The sequence below is a fragment of the Streptomyces sp. NPDC037290 genome, from assembly GCF_055603245.1.
This window is the reverse complement of the sequence record NZ_JBVJVZ010000035.1, coordinates 16,709-35,427: the sequence shown is the minus strand read 5'-3', so window position 1 is coordinate 35,427 and position 18,719 is coordinate 16,709. Positions and strand designations below refer to the sequence as shown.

Here is an 18,719-nt window from a genome sequence, read left to right as displayed (position 1 = left end):
CGCTACGACAAACTCGCGGTCCGCTACGAGGCGACCGTCCTCGTCGCGGCCATCAACGAGTGGCTGTGACCAGCACATTCGATACACGCCCTAGGGGTCCTTGCCGGAGAAGGCACCGCCGCCGTGGCGGGCCATGCCGCCGTAGGTATCGATGATGATCTTGCGCCCGGTCAGGCCTGCGTCACCCATCGGTCCGCTGATCTCGAACCGGCCTTCGGGTTGACCAGCAGGCGATAGCCCTCGGTGTCCACGTGGATGCCGAAGTCGGCGAGGCGGGCCAGTTCGTACTCGACGACGTGGGTGCGGATGTCGGGTGCCAACAGGTCATCCAGGTCGACGTCTGCGGCGTGCTGGGCGGAGACGCGGACCGTATCAACGCGGGCGGCGCAGCTGCCCAGGTACTCGATGGTGACCTGGGTCTTGACGTCGGGGCGCAGGTAGGTGGCAAAGCCCTCCTTGCGTATGCCGGTGAGCCGGTAGGCCAGCCGGTGGGCCAACTGGACAGGAAGCGGCACCAGTTCGGGTCTCTCGTCGCACGCGTAGCCGAACATCAGGCCCTGGTCGCCGGCGCCTTGTGCGTTCAGCGGATCAACGTCTTCGCCGGTGCCGTCCACGCCCCGTGCGATGTCCGGGGACTGGGCGCCGACCGACAAGGACACTCCGCACGAGCGGCCATCGAAGCCTTTCTGGGAGGCGTCGTAACCTATATCCAGGACCGCGTCGCGGACCAGACACGGGATGTCCGCGTACGCCGTAGTGGTGACCTCTCCGGCGACGTGCACCTGGCCGGTGGTAAGCAGGGTCTCCACGGCGACCCGCGAGTTGGGGTCCTCCTTGAGTAGGGCGTCGAGGATCGTGTCGCTGATCCGGTCGGCGATCTGGTCGGCGATCTGGTCGGGGTGCCCCTCGGTCACGGACTCCGAGGTGAACAAACGCCGGGACATGGCTCTCCCTGGGGTTGCAGCGGCTGCTGACTGAAAGTGCCGGGTTGGCACGTGCCTTCCCTCGTTACGGGGTGACCAGTTCGATTTCGTCGGCTCCCTGGGCACGGCAAATCTGCAGGTGGGGCACAGCGACGACGTACCAGGGCGCAGAGCAGGGGTCAGGCGGATCCCACCCGACGCTGACATAGAGGACCGTGCCGGCGTGGGTCTCACCGAAGATGTGCACAGATGCAGGCAGGCCCTTGAGCGCTAGGCCCCCCTGCCGCCCACCGAGGGACCGACCTGGACGTCGACCGCCGCACGCCACATAGCGATGGACAGGTCAAGCTTCGGCTTTACGGGAGTTCCTCGGCATCAATACGGGAGAAGATGAAGTCGGTCATCTCGGTAACGGGTGTCTCCCAACGCTTCGGCACCGCCGGCTGGCGGAGAGCGGCTGGATAGCTGGTAGCGGCATAGTCCCAGCTGCGTAGAACACTGATCACAGGATCGGGGATCAGGGTGAACTCCTTGGGAGGTCTCCTGACGACGGGCCAGAAGGTGGCAGACTGGGGCAAGATCGATGAGGGCGAGCGAGAGAATGAGACCCTCGCGTTTTCAGGACAGCTTCTTGATGGCTAATTGACAGGGCTTTTGGTCTTCAAAATGTCCTTCAGCCCATCGTCAACCGCTCGGTCGACGGTCTGGATCGAACAGAATCAAAGTGGATCCGGGCGGTATCGTGATCGTTCCGGTCGGAGCGGATTTTCCGGAAGGCAGGCACACGCTGCGATCTGATCGGGGTGGGTTGAAGGCGAATGCGTGGTCATTGGTGGTGTTCATCGCGATGAGGTACCCGGCGTAGGCAAGGAAGTAGAATGGGGCTTTGCCGACCATTAGCTTCTCCAGGCCGGTGACATTCGTAGTGCCTGCCGACGGGTTGGAGTTGGAGGGCACCGGCGCAATCGGGAGCTGCAGGCCTGCCCAGGCCTGGTGCAGGGCTGGGCCAGGCGGTGTATTGCCGCCCCCAGTGTTGTTGGGGGCAAGCTCTGGGGTGTTGATCGCGTAATCGGTGGCAACCCAGTCCTGGACCGTGAAGGTACCGGTTGGCGGATGCGCTGGATCGAATTCGGTTTGTGTCCATACCGTTGCGGATCTTTCCGATGTTGGGGTCAGTAGATGCACTCGTGCCAAATTGTTTACTGCTTGGCGCGCACGGAAGTACAATGAGCAATAGAACAGTTCACGGCCTCGCTTGACCGCCAGACAGGCATTGCTCTCGTCGGTGAAGACGAAATCCGGTTTGTCCCATCGGCCGGGAAGCCGGGCTGGCGAGGCAGGTGCCGCTTGGAAAGCAGGAAGCTGGTAGCCGAGGAACTTCAGGGCGCCGAGTCCGACTCTGCTCCAGTGGTTGGTAGCCAGCAACGCCAATGTCGGACCGAATTGACCGTCGCCGAGCATCTCCTGGGCATAACCGAGCAGGTCGGGGTCGCGGAATGTCGCAGCGGCGGTGATGCTGGAAGAGTCCCAGTCCGCACGCTCGCCGTAGACGATGTCTCCTGGGTAGTTCTCGTTCCGCCAGCCGATCATAGATTCCATGCGCATACACGCCGTCCCGCCGGCATCGGTGGCTGGGTACCGGTACCAGCTTCGTGCCTTGCACATCTGCACCATGCGGTCGTAGAGCCGTTCATCCACTATTGCACCATTTCCTGCGTCGGCGCCGAGCTTCCAGCCTGCGCCGCCGGCGACCGACCACCACATCCGTGCCAGTGTGCCGTTGGTCTCGCCGTAATTTCCGACAAATCCGAGCTCTCGGCTCAGTCCCTTGGCAGTGACCAGATAGTAATCGTGTCCCAGCACCCATGAGGGGTTACCTGCCTCGTCCTCATCCCCTTGGAATGGTGCCAGACCGACCGAGATATGCAGCCAGTGCCTAGCTCGTTCTAGGGGCCAGGCGTCAGCCGGTGAAATCAGGGAGAGCCCGCGGTTGCATTCGTAGATACCGAGCGCTGCGTACTGGTTCTGGTTTGTGTAGTGCCGGGTGTGCCCACGCCAGTATTCCCGACTGCTGTAGAGCATGTCGCGGTACGCGCTGCGCCGCGGTACGGGTGAGTCATTCTCTGGGAGCGGCGCGGTGATCGAGATGTCGTCGAACCATGCAGATTCATTGTCGGTCAGGCATATCAACAACTCGTAGTGTGTGGCGTTCACTGGTACGGTGAATGACTTTCTCAGCTGCTGCCAGCCGGCAATCCCAGGGGTGATGAACTCACAACCGCAGCTGCCCACGTAGGTGCCATGCGAGTCGTAGAACTGCGTCAGCACGTGGGGTGTCTTAGCGGTGGCGTCGGTGTTCACCCACACTGAGTAGGTCATGGTGCCTTGACCAACGCGAGCGCGAATATTCGACGTTACCACCAGCGCACCGCCGTTGGACGCGAGTTTGACGGACGCACGCCCGGAGCGGGTGACCGTGGTGTCCCGGCTGTAGATTCCTTGTTTTGCCCAACCTGCCACTTTCCATCCATGTGGCGTTGGTCCGCCGACCTCGAATCCGAGGTTGAGCAGTGATGTGGGCCCCTGGGTCACACACTTGTCAAGCGAGGGCTGAAGATCGTCCCAAGCCGTGAACAGCACTACGCCGACTCGACCGAAGCCTTCCCATTGCTGTGGTGAGTTGGTGAGCACAGCAGGGTCTTTCTGCCAGGCGTTGTACTGTGCGTCAATGGCTTGGCAGACGAGTTCGAGTGCGTCGGCATTGCGGTAGGCCGGAGAGTCTGGCCAGTAGTAACCGCGGCAGAGCATTTCGTAGTGCCACGGGTCCATCGAGGCGGGCAGCCTGCTGTACAGGAGCGCTTCCTGATCGCGCAGTACCCGGGCGCGGACTGCGGCGATGGCTGTGTCATCGGCGGGCGTGCGTATTGCCGGGGGCATCGGCTGTCCGAAGTCGTCATCGGAGGCGGGCTGAAAATAGGGGTCGGTGTGCGTGTAAGCCCGGTAAATGCCCCGGGACGGCGTCGTCATGGCAAAATAGTAATTGTCTGTCGCGTTGCTTCCATATGGGTAGACCCTGCCTTCCGACGCGATTTGGAGTCTCACGGAGGACTGACCCTGAACGCAGGGCAGTGGCAGGGTGTGGCTGAAGAACGCTCCAGGAAGTCGCGGGGCTGTGTGCATTATGTCGATGGCGTCTACAGGCCCTTGGTCGATCCAGCCCATCATTTTGCCCTCGATAAAGACCTGCAGCCGCCAGAGATCGTTACACGAGGCGTCGGAGCTGCAGTCGCCTCCCCAGAATTTCATTGTGAGATAGTTCATCCTCCTCGGGTCTACCGTGAGGGTGAACGAAATCGTGCCGCCCCAGAAGCTGGCCGGGGTATCTGGCTTCAGGACTCGTGCCGGTTGGCCGAGATGACCGGTGACGACGGCCGAGTTGACCGCACTGATTGTGTGGGCAGCCTCCGATGCGGGATCACCGAAGACCACGGTATCGAGCATGGCGTGACCGGATGTTTCCTGTGCAGGGTGTACATCGTCAGTCCCCGTGTGCATACGAGGGCCACAAGGTCCGCGGTGATGATTACAGAGCGTCATCGCGCCTCCATGGGGAACCAGGTAAATCAGAAGTCTTAGTTGGTTGACGTGATCGCCCGTAAATCACGCGTATATTGCCTGATAGCAGGCGACGAACAGCATGCATGGGCTATTCTTTCCCATTGAAATCCGGAATCCACCGGTCTTCGTCCCGCCGGGAACTGTCGTCATCACTGAATGCAGAGACAAGTTGATCCATCATGAACGCATGCTCGGGCAACTGAAAATGCACCGCCTTCACAGCGGAAGCGCGCGCTTCACCGGTGGAAGTAAATATGGCGGGTAGGGTGCGCACAGTCGTCCCCGCAAATGCGATAGCACGCACCAGGGCCAGTTGATCCGAATTTTCGAAGCGTTTCCACTCTTGACGCCACAATGCGAACAGCTCTGCAGCGGCGGAAGACCTTTTCAAGAGGATGATGTCGCTATTGTAAATAGTCCGGCTTGTCAAGCCGAGGCGAATCATCAACTCGCACTCTTTCGCAGGCCAGTGTGGCTGCGACTGGTCGATCACGCGACCAACGTTCGGGCACAAATCAGAAGGCATGGCGATATCACAGTTGTCAACATACCTCCACACGTCATCGATATTCCCTACGGGAATCACACCTGATCCCAGATAGAGGGTGATGTCATAAGCGAATTCAAGTAGGCGAGTTTTGTAGTATTCCGAGGGGCAGCCTCGCCTGGCTTCAGGCACCAGGACACTCTCGCACTCAATTTTCGATGGCAGCCAATCGGCGTCATCGGTGACAACACGAATTGGCCCGAGATAGCCATCATGACGGAGCGACGAAATGCTGGCGATAGTTGGGTGCCGATCCTCACGGCCCGTGGCGAAATAGAGGACGCCAGAACTCTTCTCGGCACTTCTGCAGGAGCCGCTGGACACCAATTGATTTTTCAGTCGGCTGCGGACTGGCTGCCAACCGAGACGCATCGCGCGACGCAAAAGACGCGACCTGGCTGCTAGGTGGTACGGCCTGGACTGCCGTGAATATGGGCGATCCAATTCGCTCATATTCACAAGCGTCTCTGGGTCGACATCGCGGGGTGTGAGATAGCTGGCGAGATCAGCGTACATAGCCAGGCCAACCGACAGAAGGATATCGTCCTCAGGATCGTCGAACTCCCGGAGAAGATTTCTCATCTGCGGAACGTGCACGAGACTCTCGGTCCGGACGAAGAAAGCTCTGACGAGAATATCAACCTCTGTAAAATCGTCACCCCGCTCGATGTCTTGTGGACGATAGGAACCGTCATTTTCTAGGATGCGCCCCAATTGACCTAAAGCACCGAAAGACCTTAGGTGCTCTGCCCATGTTAGGAAGTGTTCAACGCAGCGCGCGCCGGGCATCATGTCATCGTCGATGAAGAAAGTGTATTCGTGATCGTACCCCCCGACCGGGACATAACGACTAAATGCGCCCAGGTTGTGTTTCCAGCGGTAGACACGGTCGCTGGAATCCAGGACGCTAGGAGGAAGTTCAAATTCGGGTGAATTGTGGCAGTCGCAAATCGTGATAGTGCAGGGGACGGTTTGCCTTCGCAGGGCGGACACTATCTCACCCACATTGGATGGACGCTTCCAATTAATTACAACGACTTCCACCTTATTTTTGCTCGTTTGGATCATGGGCTGTTCTCCTGTAAATGGCAACAAGAAGGATCTTTGGAAGAATTGATTAAGTCACTGCGAGCTTGTGGCCCGGTCCATCAAAGCCCGCAATCGAGCCGATTGCACGGTGAGAGCTCGCGCGTCTTGGTGCGTTACGTAAGTGCTGGCCACGCTCGCGGTCAGTTGACGCACGGCATCCAGGCTGCAGCGGCCGGCGACGTATTGGCAGAAGCGTCGATAGGCTTGCTCGTACAGGGTGTCGAGGCGGGCGCGCACTTCTCTGCGCGTCTCAGAATTCATGCCTGTGTCCGGTGAGGTAGAGAGCGAACCGCGACGCAGATCATGGTGATACAAAGAAACATCTACATATGCAAGCCTGGAAGTCAGGGACAAAAATGCAGGTATGATCGTGTCGTAGGAAATACGGAAACCACCATAGTAGCCACCGATTGCCCGCAACGCATGAGTTTTGTACAAGCCGAAGTGATAGGCAATGGGTATCAGTTGTGGTGGCGGCGGCAGCAGGCACTCGGAGTGGCTGTGTTTTTTCGGTGGTCTTCCCTCGACGTATCGGGCCAGTGCAGAGAATGCTGCGTCCGCGTGACTCTCGCGGAGAGTCTCGTACAAAATTTCAACCCGTTGCGGAGAACTCCAATCGTCAGCATCCTGGACCATGAAGTAGCGGTCCGATGTTGCCGACAACGCGACTGCATCGGCGAAATATCGGCCTCGGTTTACATCGAGATCGAATCGAATAAGGCGGCGGTCTTTAATATCCGCCAGAAGATCCCATGGGCCTGGCTGCTCCCCATCGTTTAGCACGATCAGGGTAAGATCCCCATGAGTCTGCCCGAGGATGGATTCGACCGCTCGCCGCAGGAGCGGCCGACAACCGAAAAATGGCAACGAGACTGTGATGGAACGCTCAGGTGAACATATTTTGGACATAATTCTCCACATCTATCTGCCTTTCAGGGAACTCTCGAATTTTCCGCTTTGCTGATATCTTTTAATGTTTCCGCTGCGGAAGTCGGAACCCTGTGCATTGCTCAGAAAGTAGATGAGATCGACCGTCGCGCTTGCCATAGCCGGGAAGCGCGATCCCTGCTTCAATGCAATATTCGGCAAATCCGCCCCGGGCCACCGCACAGCCGACACTTTTCAACACCGCCGGGGCCGTTGTCAGGGGCAACCTAGAGTCCGGATGGAGTACTAGGGCCGACCCACCGCCAGGTAGGTGAATCCCAGCGCCCGCATCCGACCGGGATCCAGAAAATTTCGCCCATCGACTACCACCAGTTGCCTCATTGTCCCGGCCACGCGGGACCAGTCGACGTCCCACAACTGGAGCCACTCAGTGACCACAACCGCTGCGTCCGCCCCGTCCATCGCCTCCTCCGGACTCGTGCACCGGGCCACCGAGGTCCATGGCTCCACCTTGGCGGGGCGCGCCAGCGGATCCCAGCACCGTACCTCAGCCCCTTCCGCCAACAGGCGTGCAGCTAGCACGGTTGACGGTGCCTCACGCATGTCATCCGTTCCCGGTTTGAACGTCATACCCAGCAACGCCACCCGCGCGCCGGCCAGGCCACCGAGGGCATCACTGAGCTTCTTAATGGCCCGAAGCTTTTGGATGTTGTTGACATCGATCACTGCCGAAAGCAGCGGAAGATGGATGCCGGAATTGCCGGCTGACTGCCGCAACGCCTCGGAATCCTTCGGGAAGCAAGAACCGCCCCACCCGATCCCCGGGCGCAGAAAGTGACTGCCAAGACGGTGGTCGAGTCCCACAGCCCGGAGCACGTCCTCGACATCCGCCCCCGTGTTTTCGCACAGCGTCGCTATCTCGTTTGCAAAGCTGATCTTGGTGGCAAGCAGCGCGTTCGATGCGAGCTTTGCCATCTCGGCCGACCGTACGCTCATGAACACGATCGGCCCTGTCACACCGGTGTGCAGCTCCTCAACCAGACCACCGACCATCGGATCCTCGGCCCCGATGACGATCCGGTCCGGTTTCATGAAGTCGAAGAGTGCCTTGCCCTCCGCCGTGAACTCCGGGTTCGAGGCGTAACCGACGTGCTCCAAACCGGACTTGTCCAGCACTGCCCGCACTCGGCTGCCGGTACCCACCGGCACTGTCGACTTCATCACCACTGCCCGTAACTGCTCAGCACCCACCAGTGCCCCGATAACCGACCAGACCCTGGCCAAGTCGGCGTCCCCGGACGCTGACCGCGGCGTGTCCACGCACACATAGACAACCTCGGCTCCATCCAGAGCCTCCGACACATCAAGGGTGAAGGCCAGCCGCTCCTGTTTCCGGTTCTGGGCAATCATGTCTCCCAAGCCCGGCTCGTAGATCGGCACCTGGCCAGACCTGAGCATCCGGACCCTATCGGCGGAAACGTCGCGCACGACCACACGGTGCCCGAGATCGGCCAGACACGCTCCAGTGACCAGACCGACGTAGCCCGCGCCGAATACCGCAACACTCCGTTGCGCCATGGCTGCCCTCCAATCTGCAAGTAACCCAGCTTTTCGTGGGCCTGAGCAGTATCTGACGTCTTATCTAACTGGCAGACCATCCTAAAGTCGGGGTTTGATCCGTGTCGCGGTCACCATTGCCACGGTGTACTGCATTGTGAAACTTCCCCCCACGGCGTCGATCGCTGCCCCGATGCCTGACAGCAGCTCATCCAGCTTTCCCGCTGGAAACTCGCTGTGGCCGGCAAATGTAGTCAGTTGGTCCAGCCACTCATCTCGAGCGTACATTTGGTTCCAGTCGAACTCGCATTGCTTCGGCACGTCAAAGATGCCTGCTCGGCGTATCCCGTCGACCGCCTTGTCACACAAAGCCAAATATCCGTCCGAACCAGGCATCAGCCCGCTGAGATAAATCGGCATGTCTGGCAGCACCCGACGGTATGCCACGGTAAAGGCCTCCGCGAGAGCAGGCGGAGGTTTGAGTACGTTCCAGAACACAATCAGACGCCCGCCTCGACGCAATACTTGCGCTGCCTTGGCCGCGCCAATCACGGGGTCTACCCAGTGCCACGCCTGTCCAGACACGACTGCGTCGAACGTGCGCTCGGCCGCGTTCCAAACTTCGAACGCTGCCACTTCGACCTCGACTCCGCTCCGTCGAGCTACTTCGGCCATCCGCGCGTCGACATCGACCCCGAGCACTGTGCATCCTGCAGCCTGAAATTGGCGGGAAGCGATGCCGGTCCCACAGCCTACATCGAGCACATCAACCCCAGGGAGAGCAGCTACGACTGATTCCACCATGGCGGCTGGGTAACGAGGACGGATCCGGTCGTAGCGCTCAGGATCTGAACCGAACGACTCTGCTGCATTCCTGTTTCGGTGAGTCCCGTCATCAGAGAGATAAGCGTTCTCACTCACGGCTACATCCTCTCAATTACATCTAGATTGCCAACCAGAATTGGTCACAAGAGCAGAATGGACAGAGTCTTGATCACCCGGAAAAGGTTCGTAGTTAAGAGCCTCAAGGCGCCTGAATGCGGGTAGGGCGGTGTCGACAATCGTCGAGTCGAGAACGACTAGGTATTGGACGCCCCCGACGACAGCCGGGGCAACGCCCTTGCCCCGGCCGCGAAGTTCCTCCCTTGCCACAGGGCGTGTGAGTATGCGGCGGCAACCAAGCAGCCATTCTGGCCAGGGCATGCCTGTGGCGACCAGCGCCATGTGCCCATCAAGCTGACGGCTTCCTCCTCGGGGGTCGATTCCATGCTTCGCTTCTTCTAGCGCCGCTTCGTCTGGACTCCGCCTACGTGCCGATGCTGCCTGACAGTGGCTCCTTCGCCTCGGCCGCTGTCTGCTGTCCTGGGCCCCGCCTCTGCGCTGCGTGCCAGCGTGAACCACCAGTGAACTACCCGAAGTCGAGACAGCCTAGGGGCGTAACACGCTAATGCCGGTAACATTGTGCAACATTGTGAACTTGTGAAATGGGGCCATCCGACCGCCATCCGCAACGTCTTCACAGACGCGTAGCAGACCCGGGGCCCCGGAGGGCATTGTCACTTGACCTGGGCGCATGAGATGATCTTGGGGTTGGTCGTCTCATGAAGGCCTGCTGGTGATTATCGGGGCGCCGTCGCCCGAGGGCCGCCGTTACCCGGTCGAGGTCGTCTCCCACCGCGTGTGGAAGTACGTGAGCTGAGCATCTCCTTGGTACGGGCGCGGTGTTACGTGCTGAGCGGGTGTGGGTGGAGGCGTTCACGGAGCTGCCGATGACGCAGTTCTCACCGCGCCGTGGGCAGCCACCAGCCGAAGAGGCAGCGCGAATGCGCAAAGGAAGGCTTCCGAAGGACACTCCGTCCTTGGAAAGCCGGTGTCGTCGACCACCCAGCCCTGTGGATGAACCACTGCCACTTCCCGGCGGGCCAACCGAGCCCGGCCTTCCTTCACCGGCCACGCCGTGAGAGTTCACCCGCCCTCGTACCCGCAGGGAAGCACCAAGTTACCGACCCGGCAAGGCACTTGACAAAGCCCGACGAGTCGCCTTCACCGCCACCGAACTCGCGGCCCGTACTCGGATGCAGCTGGCCATCGGGATGATGAGTCTCACAAGTGCACAATATTGCCCAGTATGCCCGGCCTTGCTGGCACTGGCTGTCTGGAGGGCAGAGGCATGCGATGGTGCACTGATGGCAGTGGCCTACACCGACCGCACGGCGGGCCTCGTCACCTGTTCGATGTGTGATCGCCCGATGTCGTGCCGGCATGTGGTGATCCCGTGCTGGGAGCGAAGGGTCAACCGGCTGTGGGCCGACGTCGACAGAGATAGATCCCAGATTGTGATGCCGGTGCGCACCTCGAAGTGGATTCGGAGGCGGCGGTCACCGCCGCCGGCAACTTCGTGCCGACGACGGAATATCCGCGTAGTGCCGGTGATTCTTGCTCGCAATCCCGAGGCCTGGCTGACGACGCCGCATTCTGTTCATGCCTGAAGCTTCTCCGTACCCCCAGGCGTAGTGGATCTCTATCGGCACCTACCATCCGCAGGTTGCTTCCCTACGGTCTGGAGACAACGAGACAGGACCCATCATGTCAGTTTCACAGGCACACGGGGACTCCGAGCGCAAACTGCAGCTGATCCCGCTGCTGCCGCTATGCGCCGCGGGCTTCGTCGGTAACCTGGCCATGTTGCTGCCCGTGGGACTGCTGCCAGCAATGAGTGCGGACCTGCATGTCAGCGAATCCGCGATGGGGCAGACCTTGACCGCGTCTGCAATTGGTACCCTACTCACCGCTGCTCCGCTGACCAGGGCCACGGCCGGATGGCGCCGAAAGCAGTTGCTACTTGTAGCCGTGGCTGGGGTGGTTGCCGCCAACACTTTAACCGTATTGTCGGACGGCTTTCTTCTCACGATCGCGTCCCGGCTGCTGGCTGGTGGCGCTTTCGGCGTGGCCTGGCCCGTGCTGGCCGGATACGCCCGTCGTATCGCCCCCGCCCGTCTTCAAGGCCAGGCGATCGCCGTCGCCCTGGCTGGCATTCCACTATCGGGCGTTCTGGGTGTCCCCCTGAGCGCCTTGTTGGGAAGGGCACTGGGCTGGCAAGCGGCCTTCGTTACCACAAGCGTGCTCGGGGTTGCCACAATTCTATGGATCGCGGCCCTCGTACCACAGCATCCCGGCTGGCGGCCAGAACTCCGCACACACATGTGGCGAGCACTGAGCCTGCCGGGTGTCGCGCCAGTTCTGTGGGTGACACTGCTCTTCGTCCTGGGCACGGCCATCCTCTATGCCTACATCACGGCTGTTCTCGCACACAACCACATGGCAGAGAGCGCTGGCTTAGTGTTACTGGTGTTAGGGAGCTCCCAGGTGCCGGGTATCTGGGTCGCAGGCGTCTTCGTTGACCATTGGCTACGGGGATTGACGATTGCCAGCATGCTGCTGGTTGCTGGGGCTGCCACTCTCCTTGTCACCACGACCGGGCACCCTGTGCTTGTTTACACCGCTGTCACACTTTGGGGCCTTGGCTGCGGCGGCATACCTACACTCCTGCAGACCGCTGTCGGTGAAGCCGGCGCCGATCAGGCCGACGCGGCACAGGCCATGCTTGTCACCGTGTGGAATATAGCCAATGCGGGCGCCGGTGGGATTGGCGGCCTGCTGCTCGACACACTCGGCGTCAGCTCAATGACCTACTGTGTCCTTTTCCTCCTCACATCAGCCGTGAGCACTGTGGCGGCAGCTCACGAACACGGATTCCCAGCCAAGCAACCGAACGCGCTGTGAGCCTTCCCCGAGACGGGGAGCTTGGAGACAGGGAGTCAGATGAGGTTCACGAGAGGGAGTTTGACCGTAACTGTGCGCATTGATCCTTGCCTGCCGCCCATCTCGGCCCAGCAGGCAGTTTCAGCGACCTGGCCCAGCAACAACTCAGCGACCCCGGCACACCCAGAATCGCCCTGGACAGCCTTACCGATGTGCTGAACGCGGTCCACCATGGGCGGGCCAGCCTGGCTACTGTTCCCCTGGAAAACACCATCGTCGGACCGGTCACCGAAATCATCGACGCCCTCGCTCTCGGCCAAGAGACATCCATCGTGAGCGAGATACGCCTGCCCGTCATCCTCGTTCTCGCCACGGCCCACCCCACCCGGACTGAGGAAATCCGCACGGTCACCACACACCCGCACGCATACGCTCAGAGCGCCCCATGGCTCGCGCAACACCTGCCCAACGCCCACCTCGTGCCAGCTGCCTCCACTACAGCCGGCGCCCGGCACGTCGCCGAGAGCGCAGACGACACACAGGCCGCTATCTAGAATGCCGGGGATGCCGTTCCACGGTGTTGTGACCTAGCCCAGGGCCTGCTCAAGCCAGTCGTCTTCGGTCTCGTCCCACTCGATGTCGGTGAGGTAGCCGGGGCAGCCTGGGCCAGCCATGCCAGGGGCACGGGGCCCGGCGCCGAGTCGGCGGGCATCCATCGCGCCATGAATCAGCGCCCGAGCGGCGGGCGGAGCATCCTCAAAGCGGTCTAGCAGGACCAGTCCCCCGGCCGGGTACTGGGTGACCTGGCCATCGCGGCCGTGTGCAACGGCCTCGCCGAGCCGGGGATCACGGCCAGCGGATCGACAAGCTTGAACACCATCGCGAGCGCGGCTGCCGGGCTGCCTGCGCCGCGGGGGACCTTGGTGCGGAGCTTGACCGTGGAGAACGTGGACTCGACGGGGTTGGTGGTCCGCAGGTGGATCCAGTGCTCGGCGGGGAAGTCGTAGAAAGCGAGCAGTTCGTCCCGGTCGTCGGTGATCTTCGCGACGACCTTGGGGAACTTGGCGCCGTAGGTCTTCGCGAAAGTCTCGATCGCCTTCTCGGCGTGGGTGCGAGACTCGGCGTTGTAGATCTCCTGCATCGCCTTCGTCGCGCCGGGCTGCGCGGACTTGGGCTGGCCGGGGGACGGGTCCTGCTGGACCGCTTTGAGGATGCTCCGCCCGCCGCTCGGGCGCTGATTCATGGCGCGATGGATGCCCGCCGACTCGGCGCCGGGCCCCGTGCCCCTGGCATGGCTGGCCCAGGCTGCCCCGGCTACCTCACCGACATCGAGTGGGACGAGACCGAAGACGACTGGCTTGAGCAGGCCCTGGGCTACGTCACAACACCGTGGAACGGCATCCCCGGCATTCTCGCCCCTGTCAAAACGGGTGCCGACCGCAATCAGCGCAACCGCCCCACCATCCGGCCTCGTGCCGGGCCGGCTCGCCCTCGGGCCGGGCAACAGGAGCCGCTGTACCGGCTGGCCGACTACCTCGACCAGCGCGGCCGCCACCACCGCGCCGGCGCGATCCCGTCCGTCGACTTCTGGACCGCAGCCGCCCACCATGGCCACCCCAACGACCTGGGCCCCCTCGGCAACGCCGCCTGGAGGCGCGGCCTGTACCGAGACGCCGCCCAACTCCACAAACTCGCCACCACCCACGGCCATGGCCACGCCGCAGAAGCCCTCGTCCGGCACCTACGAAGACTGCACCGCGCCGACTTCCGCCCCGCCCAATGGGCCGCCGGGCACGTCGTCCTGGACTACCCGGGCGCAGTGGCCTGGCTGCTGTACGTGCTGTGGATATTGGGGGCGTAGGAGCAGGTGGACGCCCTGGCCGCACGTGCCGCTGCCGATGCCGCCCTCGACGACCCGGCCGCGGTGGCGCGGCTGCTGGACGTGCTGCGGGAGGGTGGGGGCGCGGCAGCAAGTGACCGCACGGGCCGCGCCCATGTCGTTCTCGATGTCCCGGGTGGTTGCGCGACACGGCGAGTCAACGCAGCCAGGCACGACTTCGGTACTTACCGGTAGTTCGTTAAATCGGGTCGTGGGCGGGTTGACGTCAGGTCGGGTTGGCCGTAGGCCGGTGGTAGGAGTCATCCTCGCCAAGGCAGCGCTGTTCGTGCGCTGAGGCTGGGGCCGGGGCGCTGCGCGGGTAGGAGCCGAGGATGAGGAAGTGTCCGGCACCGAGCCGGTCGAGGGCTTCGCGCAGGGGTGGCTGATGCTGGTGTCCAGCGCAATCGATCCAGAGGTAGCCGCTCGGCTCCGTGGCGCGGACATGCAGGTTGTCTAGTTGGATGCCTAATTCTGCAAAGGCGCTCAGTGCGGTGAGTGGAGAGGGGCGGTGGGTGGGGATGACTACGGTGGTCAAGTCATGGCCGGTCGGTGGCTGTGGGAGGGTGGGGCGGGTGATCTGGAGGAATCGAGTGACGGCGGGAGGGGTGCCGGTGAGGCCGTAGGCCAGGAGGTGCAGGTTCAGGCGCGTGGCAGCGGCGGGCGAGCAGATAGCGGCCTGTGTGTCGTCTGCGCTCTCGGCGACGTGCCGGGCGCCGGCTGTAGTGGAGGCAGCTGGCACGAGGCGGGCGTTGGGCAGGTGTTGCGCGAGCCATGGGGCGCTCTGAGCGTATGCGTGCGGGTGTGTGGTGACCGTGCGGATTTCCTCAGTCCGGGTGGGGTGGGCCGTGGCGAGAACGAGGATGACGGGCAGGCGTATCTCGCTCACGATGGATGTCTCTTGGCCGAGAGCGAGGGCGTCCATGATTTCGGGGACCGGTCCGGCGATGGTGTTTTCCAGGGGAACAGTAGCCAGGCTGGCCCGCCCATGGTGGACCGCGTTCAGCACATCGGTAAGGCTGTCCAGGGCGATTCTGGGTGTGCCGGGGTCGCTGAGTTGTTGCTGGGCCAGGTCGCTGAAACTGCCTGCTGGGCCGAGATAGGCGGCAGGCAGATCGGCATGACACTGAGGCAGCGGGCCCCGGGTCAGTTTCAAGAGGCTTAGAGCGATGTCGCGGCCGACCGGTCCCAGGGCCTCCGCGTAGCGGGCGATGACACTCATCTCTCGCTTGGTGTCGGTACGGATGCCGCCCGCGCTTAGGCGTGCGGCCTGAATTCGCTCAGAGATCGTCTTGCGTTCGGTGATCAGAGTGATGAGGCGCTCGTCCACCTCGTCTATGCGCAGACGCGCTGCATCTGGGGCATCGCGAGAACCTTCAGGGGTCATGGTCAGTGTCTCGTGCATTCTCCTCGTCGCCGTCGCCCGTCGGTCGGACGCGGTGTTCGTGCAAGGTCACATGCCGCCAGCGGGTGCCGGTCGGTTGGGCTTCGACGGCGGGTGCGGTGGTGAGAGGAATGACGGGCCGCAGATCTCGGCGGCAGCGGCGGGCGAGTTCCTGGTAGGTGCGGGTGCCCTGCTGTTTCCAGACGAGCTCATCCGCAGCGAGCTCGCGCAGGACCCTGGCTGGGGTGCCAGCGGCGAGGTGCCGGTCGGGGACGTTCTGGCCGGTCTTGATGAAGCTGTTGGCGCCGACGAAAGACTGGGCGCCGATCACAGCACCGTCCATGATGACTGCGTTCATACCAACCAGGGCATCGTTCCCGATGCGGCAGCCGTGGAGGACGGCGCCGTGCCCAATGTGACCGTCTGAACCGATGACTGTCTCGCTGTCGGGAAAGCAGTGCAGGACGCAGCAGTCCTGGATGTTGGCGCCGTCGTGGACGGTGATGCGGCCGAAGTCGGCACGTAGGCTGGCGCACGGCCCGATGTAGCAGCCGGCTCCGATGCGGACGTCGCCGGTCAGCACGCTGTCCGGGTGAACGAAGGCGTCCGGGTGCACTACGGGCACGCGGCCCTCAAAAGCGTACGCGGGAGCCATGTGGTGTTTGTCCTGGCTGTTGTGGTCTGCTCGGGGCTTTGGAACCGCCGGGGCCGCGGGAGGCATCCACGGTCTGGATGACATGCACGTGGTGGATCTGGCCAGCGTCAGCGAAGGCGAGAGCCAGCACCGGATGGGACATTCCGGTGTCGCGGAAGATGGCTACTGCGGTATGCGAGTCAATGGCGGTCACCTGGGGCCGAATCCCTTTGGCCAGGATCCCCTGCAGCGGCGCTGTCTCATCCAGCAGGTCCGGGTCTGCGATGACCATCTCGGCGGCCGGCCCATGGCCGACCGTAGCCAGATCTTCCAAGAGCTTTGTGAGGGCATGCCGCGCGGACACACCAGGGCCGGGAACTGCCCCGTTGTCCGCCACCACGTCTCCACCTCGCTGCAGCGTGGTTACTTCGGCAATCCGGTCTTCCTCGACGCGAACATGGAGCACCGTCTCCGGGCCCGAGCTGCTCGAGAATGCCACTGCGATGGCTTGGTCCGGGGTGATGGTGTAGACGGCCACGTCAATGCCGGGCTTGCACATCAACCCTGCCCAGGTTACGTCGCCCTTCTGCGTCGGGCGGTTCCTTGACCAGTTCCGTGCCTCATCAATTCCCGCCAGCACGATTTCGCGGGGAGAGGACGACGTTGGAATCCGGACTCCGGCCTGACCGAACACGTCCTCGACGACGGGCAGAGCACTGACCGCCCGGGGAAAGCCACCGAACGCAGCGCATTCCAAAACCACTTCGACAATCTCGGCCGGCGCGAGCCCTGCCGCCAAAGCTGTACGCACATGCACCGCGAGCGGAGTTCCGCACATGCCCGAGGCTATGATCGCCGCCAGCGCTGCGACCTCACGCGTTCGCGGATCCAGGACCGGGCGATGGTGCAGATACCCGTACACAGCACCCACCGCCATTTGGGCCAGGTCGGGCGCGATCGCGAAAATCTCATCCAGGCGCTCGCCGCCGCCGGGTACCAGTGCTGCGAAGGTTTCCCGGCCGCGGGCGTACGTCTGGTCGAAGTTCACCGGCCGCCCGGAGTCGGGCGCGGCCTCACCGGCCATCGTCGTCCACCTCCAAGCCGGATCGGAACGGCGTGAAGTCGGGTGGCCGCTTCTCGCTGAAGGCGGTATAGCCTTCTCGGGCCTCGTCGGTGTGCCCGAACAGGGCCAACGCGTCGAAACATACTCGGCCCAGGCCTGCGATGTGCTCCGTATCCGCGTTCAGAGAGTGCTTCAGCACAGCCAAGGCAGTCGGTGACATCTCGCAGCAGCGCCCCGCCAACCCAAGCGCGGTCGGCAGCACCAGCTCAGGTTCCACCACCGTGTTCACCAGCCCCCACGCCAGGGCCTTCGCCGCGTCGATGCGCTCTCCGAGCAGCAGCATCTGGCGAGCCCGTTTCTCTCCCACCACCCGGGCGAGATAGGCCGAGCCATAGCCGGCATCGAACGACCCGACCTGCGGGCCTGGCTGCGCGAACACCGCTGTGGTCGAAGCGACCGTCATATCGCAGACAAGCTGCATGACATGGCCGCCGCCGAACGCATAACCAGTCACCGCTGCGATCACAGGCTTGGGGCACTCCCGTATGGTCCGGTACAGCTCCTCCGTCGCCAACTGGCCCGAGGCACCCTTGCCGTAATCCCCCTCCTTGGCCCGCTGCTTCTGGTCACCACCTGCGCAGAACGCTTTGCCCCCAGCCCCGGTCAGCACGATGGCCCCCGTCCCACGCTCCGCACGGGCCTGGCGGACAGCGTCCAGCAGGTGGTCCACCGTGTCGCTGGTAAACGCGTTCAGGCGCTGCGGCCGGTTGATCTCGATTACTGCCACGGCCCCGGCGCGCAGCACCCGGACATCGTCCAGATCCCGCGCCAGGACGGGCTCCAGGCTGCCCATCACGGCAAACACAACCCCTCCCGTACTTCTTCACCCGAATCGCCGTTACTCACTCAACACACTCCAAGAACCAGGAAATCGCCAAAGCGGATCAATGCATGGATCTCGCCGTCCGGCAATCCGCTGGGCCGTAACCCGCTGCCGCGGCACCCCGACCCGACAGCACAAAGCGAAACACCGCCGCCTCGGCATCGACGGCACGGGACACCTGGCTTCCAGCCGTAACCCCGGCAACGGTCACCAGACGCCATGGCTGGAAAGCAATGCACACCTGGTGCACTTAACACCGACACCCCAATTCGGTGCAATGCCTACTGGAACCCGTGAAGCGGGCACATGGCGCGAGTTTGTGAAAATGTGAAGCATGGTCGTGGCTCGTATGCCCCTCCGTGATCAGGCCGGCTAATGATCGAGTTAAGGTCCGGCGGTTCCGCTGCCGTCAATGGGCATGTCAGTAGGCAACGTTCGCGGAGCAGGGTGTGACTTCCGGCATGGAAGGCGAGGCGCCGGCCTCCAAGCGGTCCT

At 62.6% G+C, this 18,719-nt stretch carries 12 protein-coding genes and 2 pseudogenes; 3 read left to right on the top strand and 11 right to left on the bottom strand.

Annotated elements, in window-relative coordinates; all coding sequences use genetic code 11:
* Positions 1-93: 93 nt before the first annotated feature.
* The 6 genes and pseudogenes from metK to ACZ7HQ_RS41515 form a co-directional block, all read right to left on the bottom strand.
* Positions 94-944: pseudogene (gene metK, locus ACZ7HQ_RS41540) on the bottom strand (methionine adenosyltransferase); the annotation flags it as partial.
* Positions 945-1,607: 663 nt separating this feature from the next.
* Positions 1,608-4,424, bottom strand: a complete 2,817-nt coding sequence (locus ACZ7HQ_RS41535; protein ID WP_471001748.1) for a Tat pathway signal sequence domain protein — start codon at positions 4,422-4,424, stop codon at positions 1,608-1,610.
* Between the two features lie 205 nt (positions 4,425-4,629).
* Positions 4,630-6,156 carry a glycosyltransferase family 2 protein gene (locus tag ACZ7HQ_RS41530; protein WP_471001745.1) on the bottom strand — a complete coding sequence of 509 codons (1,527 nt, stop codon included), beginning with the start codon at positions 6,154-6,156 and terminating at the stop codon, positions 4,630-4,632.
* Between the two features lie 54 nt (positions 6,157-6,210).
* Complete coding sequence (locus tag ACZ7HQ_RS41525; protein ID WP_471001742.1) at positions 6,211-7,086, bottom strand: glycosyltransferase family 2 protein; 876 nt, start codon at positions 7,084-7,086, stop codon at positions 6,211-6,213.
* 264 nt (positions 7,087-7,350) lie between these two features.
* Positions 7,351-8,643 (bottom strand): UDP-glucose dehydrogenase family protein, encoded by a 1,293-nt coding sequence (locus ACZ7HQ_RS41520; RefSeq protein ID WP_471001739.1) that lies wholly within the window; start codon positions 8,641-8,643, stop codon positions 7,351-7,353.
* A gap of 81 nt (positions 8,644-8,724) precedes the next feature.
* Positions 8,725-9,543: a class I SAM-dependent methyltransferase gene (locus tag ACZ7HQ_RS41515; RefSeq protein WP_471001736.1), complete on the bottom strand. Its 819-nt coding sequence runs from the start codon at positions 9,541-9,543 to the stop codon at positions 8,725-8,727.
* 1,665 nt (positions 9,544-11,208) lie between these two features.
* On the opposite strand from ACZ7HQ_RS41515, the gene ACZ7HQ_RS41510 reads away from it, so the two are divergent.
* On the top strand, positions 11,209-12,405 hold the full coding sequence (locus ACZ7HQ_RS41510) for an MFS transporter (protein ID WP_471001733.1): 1,197 nt from the start codon (positions 11,209-11,211) through the stop codon (positions 12,403-12,405).
* A gap of 86 nt (positions 12,406-12,491) precedes the next feature.
* Positions 12,492-12,938 (top strand): prephenate dehydratase, encoded by a 447-nt coding sequence (locus ACZ7HQ_RS41505; protein ID WP_471001730.1) that lies wholly within the window; start codon positions 12,492-12,494, stop codon positions 12,936-12,938.
* A 212-nt stretch (positions 12,939-13,150) separates the two neighbouring features.
* Here ACZ7HQ_RS41505 and ACZ7HQ_RS41500 read toward each other — a convergent pair.
* A pseudogene (locus ACZ7HQ_RS41500) lies at positions 13,151-13,558 on the bottom strand (transposase); the annotation flags it as partial.
* Positions 13,559-13,675: 117 nt separating this feature from the next.
* Here ACZ7HQ_RS41500 and ACZ7HQ_RS41495 point away from each other — a divergent pair.
* Positions 13,676-14,245, top strand: a complete 570-nt coding sequence (locus ACZ7HQ_RS41495) for a hypothetical protein (protein WP_471001727.1) — start codon at positions 13,676-13,678, stop codon at positions 14,243-14,245.
* Between the two features lie 244 nt (positions 14,246-14,489).
* Here ACZ7HQ_RS41495 and ACZ7HQ_RS41490 read toward each other — a convergent pair whose 3' ends face one another.
* Genes ACZ7HQ_RS41490 through ACZ7HQ_RS41475 form a run of 4 tightly spaced genes read right to left on the bottom strand, consistent with a single transcriptional unit; the run spans position 14,490 to position 18,194 of the window.
* Positions 14,490-15,665: a chorismate mutase gene (locus ACZ7HQ_RS41490; protein WP_471001724.1), complete on the bottom strand. Its 1,176-nt coding sequence runs from the start codon at positions 15,663-15,665 to the stop codon at positions 14,490-14,492.
* Entirely contained in the window at positions 15,637-16,299 is a 663-nt protein-coding gene (locus ACZ7HQ_RS41485) for an acyltransferase (RefSeq protein ID WP_471001722.1), read from the bottom strand. The genes ACZ7HQ_RS41490 and ACZ7HQ_RS41485 overlap by 29 nt, the downstream gene beginning before the upstream one ends.
* Positions 16,277-17,362, bottom strand: coding sequence for a carboxymuconolactone decarboxylase family protein (locus ACZ7HQ_RS41480; RefSeq protein ID WP_471001719.1), 1,086 nt, complete (start codon positions 17,360-17,362; stop codon positions 16,277-16,279). Before ACZ7HQ_RS41480 ends, ACZ7HQ_RS41485 begins: the two co-directional genes overlap by 23 nt.
* Complete coding sequence (locus ACZ7HQ_RS41475; protein ID WP_471001716.1) at positions 17,352-18,194, bottom strand: enoyl-CoA hydratase-related protein; 843 nt, start codon at positions 18,192-18,194, stop codon at positions 17,352-17,354. Before ACZ7HQ_RS41475 ends, ACZ7HQ_RS41480 begins: the two co-directional genes overlap by 11 nt.
* Positions 18,195-18,719: the final 525 nt, after the last annotated feature.